This is a genomic window from Neisseria sp. GT4A_CT1 (genome assembly GCF_000227275.1).
Taxonomy (GTDB): domain Bacteria; phylum Pseudomonadota; class Gammaproteobacteria; order Burkholderiales; family Neisseriaceae; genus Neisseria.
On the sequence record NZ_JH164965.1, the window covers coordinates 295,821 to 310,311 of the forward strand.

10 protein-coding genes, 7 tRNA genes and 3 pseudogenes are annotated in these 14,491 nt (G+C 50.2%); 3 read left to right on the top strand and 17 right to left on the bottom strand.

Annotated features, from left to right (window positions below; all coding sequences use genetic code 11):
- The 3 genes and pseudogenes from HMPREF1028_RS04030 to HMPREF1028_RS04040 form a co-directional block, all read right to left on the bottom strand.
- Positions 1-147, bottom strand: a pseudogene (locus HMPREF1028_RS04030) (ferredoxin--NADP reductase); the annotation flags it as partial.
- 283 nt (positions 148-430) lie between these two features.
- Positions 431-890 (bottom strand): annotated as a pseudogene (locus HMPREF1028_RS15785) (META domain-containing protein).
- 92 nt (positions 891-982) lie between these two features.
- The gene (locus tag HMPREF1028_RS04040) at positions 983-2,140 is read right to left on the bottom strand and encodes a PLP-dependent aspartate aminotransferase family protein (RefSeq protein ID WP_009311544.1); all 1,158 of its coding nucleotides are present in this window, start codon (positions 2,138-2,140) and stop codon (positions 983-985) included.
- 181 nt (positions 2,141-2,321) lie between these two features.
- Here HMPREF1028_RS04040 and folE2 point away from each other — a divergent pair, with 181 nt between their 5' ends.
- The 3 genes and pseudogenes from folE2 (at position 2,322) to dsbD (ending at position 5,292) form a co-directional block, all read left to right on the top strand.
- On the top strand, positions 2,322-3,095 hold the full coding sequence (folE2, locus tag HMPREF1028_RS04045) for a GTP cyclohydrolase FolE2 (RefSeq protein WP_009311546.1): 774 nt from the start codon (positions 2,322-2,324) through the stop codon (positions 3,093-3,095).
- A gap of 138 nt (positions 3,096-3,233) precedes the next feature.
- Positions 3,234-3,299 (top strand): annotated as a pseudogene (locus HMPREF1028_RS15365) (transposase); the annotation flags it as partial.
- 187 nt (positions 3,300-3,486) lie between these two features.
- Positions 3,487-5,292 (top strand): protein-disulfide reductase DsbD, encoded by a 1,806-nt coding sequence (dsbD, locus tag HMPREF1028_RS04050; protein ID WP_009311548.1) that lies wholly within the window; start codon positions 3,487-3,489, stop codon positions 5,290-5,292.
- Between the two features lie 93 nt (positions 5,293-5,385).
- Here dsbD and HMPREF1028_RS04055 read toward each other — a convergent pair whose 3' ends face one another.
- The 14 genes from HMPREF1028_RS04055 to ccoG form a co-directional block, all read right to left on the bottom strand.
- Positions 5,386-5,775, bottom strand: coding sequence for a hypothetical protein (locus tag HMPREF1028_RS04055; RefSeq protein WP_036529069.1), 390 nt, complete (start codon positions 5,773-5,775; stop codon positions 5,386-5,388).
- Positions 5,776-6,007: 232 nt separating this feature from the next.
- The gene (gene pflA / locus HMPREF1028_RS04060; RefSeq protein ID WP_009311550.1) at positions 6,008-6,820 is read right to left on the bottom strand and encodes a pyruvate formate lyase 1-activating protein; all 813 of its coding nucleotides are present in this window, start codon (positions 6,818-6,820) and stop codon (positions 6,008-6,010) included.
- 292 nt (positions 6,821-7,112) lie between these two features.
- A complete protein-coding gene (pflB, locus tag HMPREF1028_RS04065) occupies positions 7,113-9,398 on the bottom strand; it encodes a formate C-acetyltransferase (RefSeq protein WP_009311551.1) in 2,286 nt (761 codons plus the stop codon).
- Positions 9,399-9,792: 394 nt separating this feature from the next.
- Positions 9,793-9,882 (bottom strand) — tRNA-Leu (locus tag HMPREF1028_RS04070).
- A 23-nt stretch (positions 9,883-9,905) separates the two neighbouring features.
- Positions 9,906-9,983: transfer RNA gene (locus tag HMPREF1028_RS14510), tRNA-Cys, on the bottom strand.
- Between the two features lie 10 nt (positions 9,984-9,993).
- Positions 9,994-10,067 (bottom strand) — tRNA-Cys (locus HMPREF1028_RS04075).
- Positions 10,068-10,094: 27 nt separating this feature from the next.
- Positions 10,095-10,170 (bottom strand) — tRNA-Gly (locus HMPREF1028_RS04080).
- Between the two features lie 22 nt (positions 10,171-10,192).
- Positions 10,193-10,268, bottom strand: a tRNA-Gly gene (locus HMPREF1028_RS04085).
- Positions 10,269-10,293: 25 nt separating this feature from the next.
- Positions 10,294-10,369 (bottom strand) — tRNA-Gly (locus HMPREF1028_RS04090).
- A gap of 39 nt (positions 10,370-10,408) precedes the next feature.
- Positions 10,409-10,484, bottom strand: a tRNA-Gly gene (locus HMPREF1028_RS04095).
- A gap of 86 nt (positions 10,485-10,570) precedes the next feature.
- Positions 10,571-11,131, bottom strand: coding sequence for a CDP-diacylglycerol--glycerol-3-phosphate 3-phosphatidyltransferase (pgsA, locus tag HMPREF1028_RS04100; protein WP_003744331.1), 561 nt, complete (start codon positions 11,129-11,131; stop codon positions 10,571-10,573).
- A 101-nt stretch (positions 11,132-11,232) separates the two neighbouring features.
- A complete protein-coding gene (locus HMPREF1028_RS04105; protein ID WP_009311554.1) occupies positions 11,233-11,778 on the bottom strand; it encodes a hypothetical protein in 546 nt (181 codons plus the stop codon).
- A 189-nt stretch (positions 11,779-11,967) separates the two neighbouring features.
- A complete protein-coding gene (locus tag HMPREF1028_RS04110) occupies positions 11,968-12,537 on the bottom strand; it encodes a FixH family protein (protein WP_003744335.1) in 570 nt (189 codons plus the stop codon).
- Positions 12,538-12,540: 3 nt separating this feature from the next.
- Positions 12,541-14,052, bottom strand: coding sequence for a cytochrome c oxidase accessory protein CcoG (ccoG, locus tag HMPREF1028_RS04115; protein ID WP_009311555.1), 1,512 nt, complete (start codon positions 14,050-14,052; stop codon positions 12,541-12,543).
- Positions 14,053-14,491: the final 439 nt, after the last annotated feature.

Below are 14,491 nucleotides of genomic sequence, written 5' to 3' on the forward strand. Positions count from 1 at the left end.
GTCGCGAAAACCGAGCCGCGAAAACTGCCCCGCCGAGAAGCGGTAGGATTCAGGGCGGCTGATGGCAAAAGTCATCAGTTTGGGCGTATAGTGTTTAATCCACAAGACTTTTTCTTCGGTAAACTTGGCTTCGGGCGAGGCTGCCATAATGGGATTCCTTGTGTGTGCGGGATGGAAAATGGAAGGTATAGTAGATTAACTTTAAACCAGTACGGCGTTACCTCGCCTTAGCTCAAAGAGAACGATTCTCTAAGGTGCTGAAGCACCAAGTGAATCGGTTCCGTACTATCTGTACTGTCTGCGGCTTCGTCGCCTTGTCCTGATTTAAATTTAATCCACTATATTATACCCGTTCGCTTGACGAAAGGTCGTCTGAAAACCTGATTGTCCGGTTTTCAGACGACCTTGAAGCGGAACTGAAATTCAAATTTTACGGCTGACGGCGCAGGCGCATGGTTTTGCCGTTTTGCTCCAAAATCAAATCATTGCCGTCGAAACGATAGTTCCACACGCTTTTCATGTTCAAGAAAGCCTCTTCCAGCTTCATGTCTTCACACAGCATCATCGTCGTGGCAATCGGACCAAAATCAATTTTGCCCGCTCCGGCTTCCTTCGCTTGAAGCGTCAAATGATTGCAACCCATCTTGCCATGCGCCTTGGGCATTTTGCTCAAATCCAAAAAAAGCGGTTCTGCCCGCCAAATCTTTTTCGGTGAATTTGTCGAAAGAAACCACAAACCATTTCGCTGCCAAAGCCGGCGTTGACGCTTGACGGGGTTCGGATGGTTTTTCAGACGACGTGACAGGTTGGGACGGCTGCGGTTTTTCAGCAGGCGAAGTACAGGCGGTCAGAATGATTGCGGTCATAAGGGTGGGGATCAGGGTTTTCATGATTTTGCCTTTCTAACGTGGGATCAGCTAAAAGGTCGTCTGAAACCGCTTCAGCGAAACCCGCTACGCACTTTTCAGACGACCTCTTTATCTTACAGCGTCGAATCCAAAGCCTTGGAAATATCGTTCCAAATATCGTCCGCGTCTTCGATGCCGATGGAGAAGCGCAGCAGGCCGACTTTGATGCCCATTTCCATTTTCACGTCGTGTGGTACGCCGCTGTGGGACTGGGAATAGCAATGGTTGATCAGACTTTCGACACCGCCGAGGCTGGACGCCATTTTGACCAGTTTCATGTTTTTAATCACGCTGTTTGCCGCTTCGCGCGTGTCGTTTTTGAGGTAAACCGTTACCACGCCGCCTATGCCTTTGGGCATTTGGGTTTTCGCCAGTTCGTAATGTTCGTGCGACGGTAAGCCGGGGTAGAACACTTTTTCTACGGCGGGATGGGCTTCGAGGCGGCGGGCGATGTCGAGCGCGTTTTTGCAGTGCGCTTCCATGCGCAAGGCGAGCGTTTTGATGCCGCGCAACACCAGCCAGCAGTCCATCGGGCCGGCAATCGCGCCGGTATGCACCATCATGTCGTGCAGAGGTTTCGCCAGTTCTTTGGTTTTGACAGCGACGATGCCCATCAATACGTCGGAGTGTCCGCAAAGGTATTTGGTGGCGGAGTGGAACACGATGTCGCAGCCCATTTCCAACGGCTGTTGCAGATACGGCGTGGCGAAGGTGTTGTCGATACCGACTAATGCGCCGGCGGCGTGGGCTTTGGCGGCAAGCGCTTTGATGTCTACCAATCTCAAAAGCGGATTGGACGGGGTCTCCAGCCAAACCAGTTTCACCTTGTGCGCGGCAAGCAGTTCGTCCAAGCGGTCGGGGTTGCCCAAATCGGCAAAGACGACGTTTACGCCCCACGCTTTATATACGTCAACCAGCAAGTCATACGCGCCGCCGTAAATATCGGCGACGGCAACGATGGTATCGCCCGGACGCAGGAAGGTACGCCACACGGCATCAATGCCCGCCATGCCGCTGGAAAAGGCAAAACCCGCCGCCCCGCGTTCCAAATCGGCAACCGTGTCTTCCAAAACCTGACGGGTCGGATTGCTCAGGCGCGAATAGCGGTAGGGAACCTGCTCGCCGATTTCGTGCAGCGCGAACATACTGTTCTGATAAATCGGCGGCATCAGCGCGCGGTTGTGTTCGTCGCAATCGTAGCTGGAATGGATGGCTTTGGTGGCGAATTTCATCTCGGTTCAACCTTATAAAGATATGAATAATTCAGGATTTTATCACTATCCGAAAAATAGAAACAATCAATGCGGACACGGTTTGCAAGTGATATAATCTCGCATTTGCAAAACGGACGGCATGAATCCGTTTCCAAACGACACACACCCCAACAATCCGACAATTAAGGACAAACAACGCATGAACGCCATTGCAGACGTGCAATCCAGCCGAGATTTACGCAATCTGCCGATTAACCAGGTCGGTATTAAAGACCTGCGCTTTCCGATTACTTTAAATACCGCCGAAGGCAGCCAATCCACCGTCGCCCGCCTGACCATGACGGTTTTCCTGCCCGCCGACCAAAAAGGCACGCATATGTCGCGCTTCGTGGCGTTGATGGAGCAACAAACCGAGGCTTTGGATTTCGACAGGCTGCACAAACTGACTGCCGAAATGGTTGCCCTTTTAAACTCTCATTCCGGCAAAATCAGCGTTTCCTTCCCCTTCTTCCGCAAAAAATCCGCACCTGTTTCCGGCATCCAATCCCTGCTGGACTACGACGTTACCCTGACGGGCGAAATCAAAAACGGCGCATACAGCCATAATTTGAAAGTCATGGTGCCCGTAACCTCTTTGTGTCCGTGTTCCAAAGAAATTTCCCAATACGGCGCGCACAACCAACGTTCACACGTTACCGTCAGCCTGACCGCCAACGCCGAAGTCGGTATCGAGGAAATCATCGACTGCGTGGAAGCGCAGGCAAGCTGCCAGCTTTACGGCCTGCTCAAACGCCCCGACGAAAAATACGTTACCGAAAAAGCCTATGAAAACCCGAAATTCGTGGAAGACATGGTGCGCGACGTAGCCACTGCGCTGATTGCGGACGGACGCATCGAAAGCTTCATCATCGAAAGCGAAAACTTCGAATCGATACACAACCACTCGGCTTACGCTTATATTGCTTATCCTTAAACAAGCAAAAAATCGAAAAGGTCGTCTGAAAACCGGAAAATCAGTTTTCAGACGACCTTTCCCGTTCCAATCGACTATGAAAAAGAGACAATCCGACGGGCATCATCTATCAAGCAGTCCGATAATCCCCCCTCGCAACGATATAGTGGATTAACTTTAAATCAGGACAAGGCGACGAAGCCGCAGACAGTACAGATAGTACGGAACCGATTCACTTGGTGCTTCAGCACCTTAGAGAATCGTTCTCTTTGAGCTAAGGCGAGGCAACGCCGTACTGGTTTAAAGTTAATCCACTATAAAAAACAATCGCTGCTTTTAATATAAATTAAGGCCTATAAACGGCTGCTGCGTTTATAATGCGCCTGTTCAACCCTTCCACCGAGAAGACGCCATGAAAAAACTCCTTTACTTCTTTACCGCCTTTTTTGCCCTGTGTTCCAGCGCGTTTGCTGTGAATGCCGACGATTTGCTGCCGCCTGAAAAAGCGTTTGTGCCGCAAGTGAACGTTACCGACAAAGGCATCAACGTCGAATTCAAAATCGCCGACGGCTACTATATGTACCAATCGAAAATCGTCGCCGCCACTGCGCCTGAAGGCGTATTGGGCGAACCGGTTTTCAGCAAAGGCGAAGCCAAAGAAGATGAGTTTTTTGGCAAACAAACCGTGTTCCACCGCGCTGCTCAGGTCAACTGGCCTTACAAAAAATCCGCGCCGACCTACAAGCTGACGCTGACTTATCAAGGTTGTGCCGAAGCCGGCGTATGTTACCCGCCCGTGGACACGTCTTTCGAGATTAATGGCAACGGCCTGTACCAGCCGCAAAGCGACGGACCCATATCCGCCAAAGACCGCTTCCTGCAACCCGATTCCGCCAAACCATCCCCCGCCGCCACGCCTAAAGCCTCGCAAAACGACGACAGCAGCCGCTTCAAATTATCGTGGGACACATTAAACGCCAACCTGTTGGCGTTTTTTACCGCAGGGGTATTCTTGAGCTTTACCGCCTGTATGTATCCGCTTTTGCCGATTGTTTCCAGCATCATCGTCGGCGATAAAACCGCCGGCAAAGGCCGCGCCTTCGCGCTGTCCGTAGCGTATGTGCAAGGTTTGGCACTGACCTACACGCTGGTCGGCGTCATCGCAGGCCTGACGGGTGCGCTACTGACCGTATGGCTGCAACAGGCATGGGTCGTCCTTGCCGCCGCAGGCCTGATGGTCGTCCTCGCGCTTTCCATGTTCGGACTCTTCAACATCCAACTGCCCAACGCCGTCCAATCCTATTTCCAAAACCAAAGCAGCAAACTCTCCGGCGGCAAAATCTTCTCCGTCTTCGTCATGGGCATACTCTCCGCGCTGATCGTCGGCCCCTGCGTCGCCCCACCGCTCGGATTCGCCTTGGGCTATATCGGACAAACCGGCGATGCCGTTTTGGGCGGACTGGCGTTGTATGTCTTGGCACTCGGCACCGGCGTTCCACTGATCCTCATCGGCACATTCGGCGGCCACGTCCTGCCCAAAGCAGGCGACTGGATGAACGGCATCAAATACGCCTTCGGCTTCATCCTGCTTGCCGTAGCCGTCTATCTCGCCACACCGCACCTGCCCTACTACCTCGTTGTCGCGCTTTACACCCTGCTCATGATCGTCCCTGCCGTCATGTTGCTGGTTAAATCCGGCAAACAAAAAGGTCGTCTGAAAACCGCCTCCTCCGTTTTAGGCTTCCTGCTCATCATCGGCGGCGCATGGTTCGGCTGGCAAAGCGCAAACAAACAAACCACCGCCCTGCACCACTTCCTGACGCTCTCTCCCCCGTCCGAAGCAGGCAAAACCACCGACCACGGCAAAATGTTCACCGACGTCGCCGAACTCAAAGCCGCCATGGACGCCGCATTGAAAGCCAACCCCGACAAACCCGTCGTTTTGGATTTCTACGCCGACTGGTGTATTTCCTGCAAAGAAATGGCAAACTACACGCTCAACCAGCCGCAAGTGCATGAAGCCGTCGATATGGACCGCTTCTTCCAAATCGACGTAACCGCCAACACGCCCGAACATCAGGCACTCTACAAAGAATACGGAATCTACGGCCCGCCGGGCATATTCGCCATCCACGCCGATGGCCGCCGCAGCGACCCCTTGCTCGGTTTCGCCAAACCGGACGAATTCATCAACTGGTACAAACAAAACGAAAAATAAAGACGAAAGGTCGTCTGAAAACCTGAAACAGGGTTTTCAGGTTTTCAGACGACCTTTTTAAATGGTGGGTTTCAACCCTGCCACTGGTTACGCCTACTTAATTTTCAAAATTGGAAGATTAAGATGTCTTAATTCATTTTGTTTCGGACATGAGGTCTTTAACGAGCCTTTCTTACCTTTTTCTACATCTAGGCGTATCGATATGAAGCATTGATTTTTATCATGAATATATTCATCTACATCATAACCCACACCCGTTTCTTCATCTGTATTAATTTCCGAATCCCCTGATTTTAATTTTGCCACGCCCTGCACCAAAGAATTTTTCCCTGAATTCCGCGGGTTATATATATCAAACTGTATATTTCCATTTTTCAAATGCTTTGTCTGAAGCAATAGACCTGTTTTGTTTACTCGATATGTCCCTGAATAGGCTGACAAGGGTATAAAAAGTAAAAACACAGATAAAAACTTTTTCATCATACTGCTCTTTTCTAAGTTAATTTTTAAAGATTAAGAATGGTCTAACAGCCCAAGTTTGAACCCGTACCGCGTTGTCTCAACGTAGCCCAAAGATTGCGACTGAAGGTTTAAAATGACAATAGATTTATATGGTAACTGATTGATGCAATGGGCTGCAACAAATGGGATGAACGGCGAAAAGGTCGTCTGAAAGCGAATATTTCATTTTCAGACGACCTTTTTGGATTGGAACTCAATAAATAATGTTTTTGCCGTAGCTTTCCAAAATCGATTTGATTTTGAGGATGGTTTCTTTGGGAGGCGGATGTACGCCGGTGAGTTTGTAGGTGTCGCCGCACAATGCCCATTTGTGCACGCCCAGTTCGTGATAAGGAAGGAGTTCGACCATTTCGATATTGTCCATATCGGCGATAAATTCGCCGAGCAGGTGGGCGGAACGGTCGTCGTCGGTATAGCCTGGGACGACGACGTAGCGGACGCGTGCGGGCTGTTTGCGTTCGGCGAGGTAGTGGGCAAATTTGAGGGTTTTGGTGTTGGGGATGCCGACGAGGACTTTGTGGATTTCGGGGTCGATTTGTTTTAAATCGAGCATGACGAGGTTGGTATGGTCGAGCAGGTCGTCGAGGATGGAATCGTAATGCAGGGCGTAGCCGTTGCTGTCGAGGCAGGTGTGGATGTCGTGTTCGCGGCAGGCGGTGAACCAGTCGCGCACGAATTCGTATTGCAGGAGCGGTTCGCCGCCTGTGGCGGTAACGCCGCCGCCTGTGGCGCGCAGGTAGTGGCGGTAGGACATGACTTGCTTCATGACTTCGGGCACGGTCATTTCTTGGGCTTGTTCGGTGTGCAAGTCCCATGTGTCGCGGTTGTGGCAGTAGAGGCAGCGCATGAGGCAGCCTTGCAGGAAGAGGACGTAGCGCAATCCGGGACCGTCCACCGCGCCGCAGGATTCTACGGAATGGACGATGCCTTTGCCGTTGTAATGGCGGTGTCCGAGGTCTTTGGCGGGGGCGGGTGTTTCGGGGTTGATGGCGATGGATGTCTGCATGGTGTCTGATGTACCGGATATTGGGGTCGTCTGAAAACTTGTTTTTGTGTTGCAGAGGGTTCTTCTTATTGGATTAATATGCGGGCATTGCGTTCCCTGTTGTGAGAAGTTTATGGGCTGTTTTGGAATAGGTAAACGCGTTTTAGTGATAGCTCTATTGTACTGTTTTCGGTCGTCTTGATTTAAAGTTAATCCACTGGATTTTGATATTATCAAACCATTGCTTCAGGCAAAATCAAGCCGGGTTCCGGATAATCCGTCCCCCGGCTTGGTTTACTGTAAACCCTTTGCTTTACATGGTTTGTGTAAAGGTACGGGTAATCACGTCAAGCTGCTGTTCGCGGGTCAGCGAGTTGAAGCGTACGGCGTAACCGGACACGCGGATGGTCAGTTGCGGATATTTGTCCGGATTGTTCATCGCGTCTTCCAGCGTTTCGCGGGTCAATACGTTGACGTTCAGGTGTTGGCCGCCTTCCACCTCTCCTTCTTCGTGGTGGAAGTAGCCGTCCATCAGGCCTGCGAGGTTGCGTTCGCGGGAGTTTTCGTCTTTGCCCAATGCGCCCGGCACGATGGAGAAGGTGTAGGAAATACCGTCTTTGGCAAACTCGAACGGCAGTTTGGCTACGGAGGTCAGCGAAGCGACGGCGCCGTTGACATCGCGGCCGTGCATCGGGTTGGCACCCGGACCGAACGGTGCGCCTGCGCGGCGGCCGTCCGGCGTGTTGCCAGTTTTTTTGCCGTACACGACGTTGGAGGTAATGGTCAACACGGACTGGGTCGGCGTTGCGTTGCGGTAAGTTTTGTGGGTTGCCACTTTTTTCATGAAGCGTTCTACCAAGTCGCAGGCAATATCGTCCACGCGGTCGTCGTTGTTACCGAACTGCGGATATTCGCCTTCGATTTCAAAGTCGACGGCAATACCGTTTTCATCGCGAATCGGTTTGACTTTGGCGTATTTGATGGCGGACAGTGAGTCGGCGGCCACAGACAAACCGGCGATACCGCAGGCCATAGTGCGTTTCACGTCGCGGTCGTGCAGCGCCATCAGCGCGGCTTCGTAGCTGTATTTGTCGTGCATGTAATGGATGATGTTCAGCGCGGTAACGTATTGGGTTGCCAGCCAATCCATGAATTTGTCCATGCGCGCAAAGACAGTGTCGTAGTCCAAGACTTCGTCCATAATCGGTTCGGTTTTCGGACCGACTTGGTCTTTGGATTTTTCGTCCACGCCGCCGTTGATTGCGTACAGCAGGGTTTTCGCCAAGTTGGCGCGTGCGCCGAAGAACTGCATTTGTTTACCGACCACCATCGGGCTGACACAGCAGGCAATGGCGTAGTCGTCGCTGTTGAAGTCCGGACGCATCAAATCGTCGTTTTCGTATTGGATGGACGAGGTGTCGATGGACACTTTGGCGCAAAATTCTTTAAAGCCTTGCGGCAGTTGTTCGGACCACAACACGGTGATATTCGGTTCGGGAGATGGACCCATGTTGTACAGGGTGTGCAGCACGCGGAAGTTGGTGCGGGTTACCAGCGTGCGGCCGTCTAAACCCATACCGCCGATGGATTCGGTTGCCCAAATCGGGTCGCCGGAGAAGAGTTGGTCGTATTCGGGCGTACGCAGGAAACGAACCATACGCAGTTTCATCACCAAATGGTCGATAAATTCTTGCGCTTGGGTTTCGGTAATTACGCCGTTTTTCAGGTCGCGCTCGATGTAGATATCCAAGAATGAAGACACGCGACCGAACGACATGGCGGCGCCGTTTTGCGATTTAACGGCGGCAAGGTAGCCGAAGTAAGTCCATTGGATGGCTTCTTGTGCATTTCTCGCAGGACCGGAAATGTCGTAGCCGTAAGAGGCTGCCATTTCTTTCATTTGACCCAAGGCTTTGTATTGTTCGTTGATTTCTTCGCGGCGGCGGATAACTTCTTCCAAATCCACGCCGTTTTCCAAATCGGCTTGCAGCGAGTTGAACTGGTTGAGTTTGTCTTTCATCAAGAAGTCGATACCGTACAATGCCACACGGCGGTAGTCGCCGATGATGCGACCACGACCGTAAGCATCCGGCAAACCGGTGATCACACCGGATTTGCGGCAACGGCGGATGTCGGGCGTATAAACGTCAAACACGCCTTGGTTGTGGGTTTTACGGTATTTGGTAAAGATTTCGCTGACTTCGGGGTTCAACTCGACGTTGTACACTTTGCACGCGTCTTGTACCATTTTCAAACCGCCGAACGGCATGATCGAGCGTTTCAGAGGCTCGTCTGTTTGCAGGCCGACGATGGTTTCCAAATCTTTATCGATATAGCCCGGTGCATGGCTGGTAATGCCGGACACGACTTGCGCGTCGATTTTGTAAGGTTCGTGTGTGCGGTTTTCGACTTTGATGCCTTCCATCACTTCCGCCCACAGTTTGGTCGTCGCCTCGGTCGCAGGCGCGAGGAAAGACGCATCGCCTTCATAAGGCGTGTAGTTTTTCTGAATAAAATCGCGCACGTCGACATTGGTTTCCCAATTACCGCCGACAAAACCTTCCCAAGCGGCAGGGCGTTGCTGTACATCGGTTGACATATCAAGCTCCTAATTTGTCAGATAGAATTTATAGGTAGAAGAAATTTACCTTTGCAGAATAGCACTTTAGCTCTATGAAGTGTAACGATTGGCGAAGATGTGAACGTTTACCCGATATTTTTTTGACTTACATCAATGAGAACAGTTATTACTTAAAACTACATTTTATTTTTCAAGCCTTTAGCGTGTAAACAAGTGTAGAATATAAAATTAAGCCCTGAAAACTTATCCGGTTTTCAGGGCTTTTCCTTAGGTATTTGATTTCATGCAATTACATTGTGTAAAGATCGCAAGTTGGACACAAATTGGACACAAAGCAAAAAGACAGCCTGAATTATAAGCTGTCTTTTGGTAATTTAGAGTCTTAGATTATTCAATAAATTCATAGATTTATTGGTGCCCGGAGCCGGAATCGAACCGGCACGGCCGGTTTAGGGCCGACGGATTTTAAGTCCGTTGTGTCTACCTATTTCACCATCCGGGCGCAGACTGTTTTATATTGAAATTTGGAGGCGGGGGCGCGGATTTGAACCGGCCTATATAAGGGTTGCACCCCTTATAGCATAAACACTCTGCCACCCCGCCATGAAATGAGTGGAGGCGAGAGTCGGAATCGAACCGGCGTCCACGGATTTGCAATCCGCTGCATTACCACTTTGCTATCTCGCCAAACAAACTACCAGGTAGTGTTCAAACTGGAGCGGGAAACGAGTCTCGAACTCGCGACCTCAACCTTGGCAAGGTTGCGCTCTACCAACTGAGCTATTCCCGCATATCCAAATATGCCTGAAGGATGGAGCGGGAAACGAGTCTCGAACTCGCGACCTCAACCTTGGCAAGGTTGCGCTCTACCAACTGAGCTATTCCCGCATGGGACACATCTGAAATTAAACTGTGGAGCGGGAAACGAGTCTCGAACTCGCGACCTCAACCTTGGCAAGGTTGCGCTCTACCAACTGAGCTATTCCCGCATCGGAGAAACTTTATAGCAACTTAAGACAGGATTCGTTTGGAGCGGGAAACGAGTCTCGAACTCGCGACCTCAACCTTGGCAAGGTTGCGCTCTACCAACTGAGCTATTCCCGCCGAATGTCTGTTTCTTGCTGCTGTTTCTGAAGAAGACGCAATTATTATGGATTTAAAACTTGTCGTCAAGGGGTTTGTTTTATTTTTTATTTGATTTCCTGCCACGCCATTTTCAGATAATAAAACATTGACCAGAGGGTTAATACAGATGCGATAAACATCAATATGTTACCTGTCAGGTAAAAAATATTGTCAAATCGATTGGAGGCTAAGAGCAATAAAAATATGGCAACCATTTGCGCGGCGGTTTTAAATTTGCCGATCGTGGCAACGGCAACGCTGCTGCGTCTGCCCATTTGCGCCATCCATTCCCTCAAGGCGGAAATGGTAATTTCCCTGCCGATGATGATAATGGCAAAAATAACATAAGTACGGCCAAGGCTGACCAGCAGCAATAATGCGGTCGCTACCATCAATTTATCCGCAACGGGATCGAGGAATGCGCCGAAATCGGAGGTTTGCTTCCAAAGCCTTGCTAAAAATCCGTCAAACCAATCGGTTACGGCTGCGAGTGCGAAAATGATAGCGGCAGTCCAATTGACGGTTTCCGGTGCAATCCACCCTTTTGGCAGGAAAAACAGCAAAGTAAAGACCGGAATCAGCAAAACGCGCATCCAAGTCAGAAAAATCGGTATGTTCCAAGGCATGATTTACCTTTGATGTGGTTATGATAGTTAATTTGCCTATTATAACGGACTTGTCTGTCTGAAAGCATATGTTTTAACCATCTTTCAGACAGCAAAAGCCTTCAAGTCCGTTTGTTTTTTCGATAAAACCTGCATTGAGGCAGCCATTCTTTTTGGCACGGGTCGTCGATAAACGACTTTAAAATCTTTTGAAAGGTTTGATTTTGGGCGTTGTATATGTTGCCTTTTAGATAACACGACGCGTAATAATGCGCCAATAAATCCGCCTGCTGCTCCATATTCAGCATACCAAAATGATAAATATCGGACAGATTGGGATAGAGATAGGCACGGCGGCGGCGGTAGCCTCCGCTGACGAACAAAAACAATCCGCCCAACCAGGTTTTAAATCCTTGCTGGTACTGCCAAACATGGGTCAATTCATGAATCATCCATATTTGATGGGACTCGGAAGCGAGGACGAAGTCGTCAGGGCAGTTATTGCGCGGGAAATAGATGTTCCCGTTGGGCGAAACGGCAACCTGCATGGTCGGCAGGCAAGGAATGCCTTGATAGATTTTGACGCGGGCGTAATCAATGCTGTCGGCAAAAATCAGCTTTGCCATTTTGATTTCATTGTCCGTCAGCCTACGCCAGCGTTTGCTCATACCTTGTCCTTGTTACTTTCATGACGACCGGGGTCGTCTGAAAGCGGTTATTCTGCCTTATCAGTCATGCAGCTACGTTTAAACCGATATTGCCCTATCCTACCCGCTTTATTTGCACCAACATCATCACAAACCTTACAGCATGAAGGTCGTCTGAAATTTTTCAGACGACCTTTTGAGCCTGTCAAACTATTGTCCTGAATCTTTCGGCTTCTGATTGGCGTTCTCAAACAGTTTGTTCATAGGGGTCAGATTGATTGCATTGCCTTGACTGACTATCCATTTATCCTCCACCCGCCAAACGCCCGAGGTATCTTCCACGCGCAGATACCAGTGGTTGGTCGGCGGCAGGGGTTTGAAAGTCGCTTCATACTCCATACGGCCGTTTTGGATTTCCGCACTGACGGGGTGCAGTTTGACGGTTTGGTCTTCCGATTTTTTAGTCGGGTGCATCAAAAGGAGATTCAAAGGCTGTTTGGGATCGAATTCCCCGCTGACAAACACTTTGGCCGCATCCTTATCCGGACTGATCAGCACTTGCACCTGCATATGCCGCTTCACTGCCTCTTCATCTCGGTGAAGCTGAATGTCGATGTGTTTGCCGTCTTTGTAATAGTCGTCCGTTACCAAATCGGTTGCATGTTCTTTGGCGACGAAGAACATGGCGACACTGGCAATCACGACGAAAATAGGCCCCGCCATCAACACCCACGGCCAAATGTGTTTGTACCAAGGTTTGACTTGTTTTTGCTCGGACACGTTTTATTCTCCGATAAAGGTTGCTTCTTCTTCCAAGATAGTGGGTTTGCCATCTGCTTTGCCGGTTTCGCGATAAGTGAAGGTAAACTCAATCGGATGGCTGCCCTTGTCGGCGTATTCGGGAATGGTGGAAACTTGGACAGGGATGGTCAACGTTTGGCGCGGTGCGATTTTCACGCCGCCTTCCGGCAATCCGGTCAGGGCAATTTCTTCAAAGCCTTTGACTGCCGCAGTCATCACTTGTTCGTTTTCACTATTGTTGATAATGCGCAGGTTGTATGCGTTTTCCAGCCAACCTTTGCTGTTTTCGCGCACCATCACGCCGCGGTCTTTCAAAATATCGACTTCGACCATTTTACGGGTGGAAAGTCCGACCAAGAAAGCAATAATAACCACCAGCAAAACAGCGCCGTATCCCGCCACACGCGGACGTTTCAAGCGTTTTTTGATGTCGCTTTCAGGATATTCGTGTTCCAACGCGCCTTCGGTCGTATAGCGTATCAGTCCTCGTGGATAACCCATTTTATCCATGATTTCGTCGCAGGCATCAATACACGCCGCACAGCCGATACATTGGTATTGCAAACCGTCGCGGATATCGATACCGACGGGACAGACCTGTACGCACATGGTGCAGTTGATGCAGTCACCCAACCCGCTGTCTTCTTTATTGGCGGTTTTCTTGCGTGCGCCGCGCGGTTCGCCGCGTTCGGTATCGTAAGAAATAATCAGCGTGTCTTTATCGAACATCGCGCTTTGGAAGCGTGCATACGGACACATATGCAGGCACACTTTCTCACGCATAACGTGGGCAAAGAAGAAGGTCATGAAGCCGTAAAACGCTGCGGCAAGCATCGCGCCGCCGCCCGCCGCTCCGGCAAACAAATCGGGAACGAACTGGCGGATCGGGACAAACCAGCCCGCAAAGGTAATGCCTGTCCACGCGCAGACAAGGAAAATCAGCAGGGCTTTAGTTGCCTTAATGCGGATTTTAGTGAAATTCCACGGCGATTTTTCCAGCTTCAGGCGTTTGTTGCGGTCGCCTTCGACCAAGTTGTCGATCCACAGCATGATTTCGGTGTAAACCGTCTGTGGGCAGGAATAACCGCACCACAAGCGTCCGGCAATCGTCGTCCACCAAAACAGCCCGAAGGCGCAAATCATCAGCAGCAGGGCAAGGTAAATCAAGTCGCCCATACCCAACGACAGCCCGAAAATGAAGAAATGCCGGTCCGGGATATTGAAGAGTACCGCCTGACGGTCGCTCCAGTTGAACCACGGAATCACATAAAACACAAACTGCGTCGCCAATACGGCGGCTATACGCAATTTGGCGAACCGCCCTTCCGCTTTTTTCGGATGGATGCGTTCGCCTTCGGGATGGATTTGGATGACGCTGGATTTGGGTTTTGAGGGTTTGGGAGGAGCGGTTTTTGCCGGTTTCTCGGACTGCTCTTTCGAGGCAGCGTTTTTTTCTTCTGACACAGCGTTTTCGGCTTGGTTTTCTGTTGACATTTTTCAGTGTTCCTTCGTGTGTTTGCGCGCAGGTCTTTTATTCTGATTACTGGTTTGATTGGTTTTTCAGACGACCTTTTATATGCGTCGGAATCATATCATTTGAACTTGACCAAAGCAAAAAGCCCTACTTGGCTTTTATATGCCACCCGTTTTGATTTTTCTGTTGTCCGAGTCCGAAATCGGCGATATTCAAGCAGTTGCATATAACCGATGACGCTATGCTTATAGCGAATCGCTATATCTCTGATAAAAATTTATAAACTACTGTTTCAAAACGGAATAACAGTTAATCTCATCTGCTTTGCCTGTTTCAGACGACCCCTTATGCGGACAACTTTTAAAACAGGACAACGCGAAACCGATGCCGTACCGGTTTGAAGTTGTCCTTCCGATAGGCGGAAAGGTCGTCTGAAAGACGCCCGCATCCTTGAAAGCC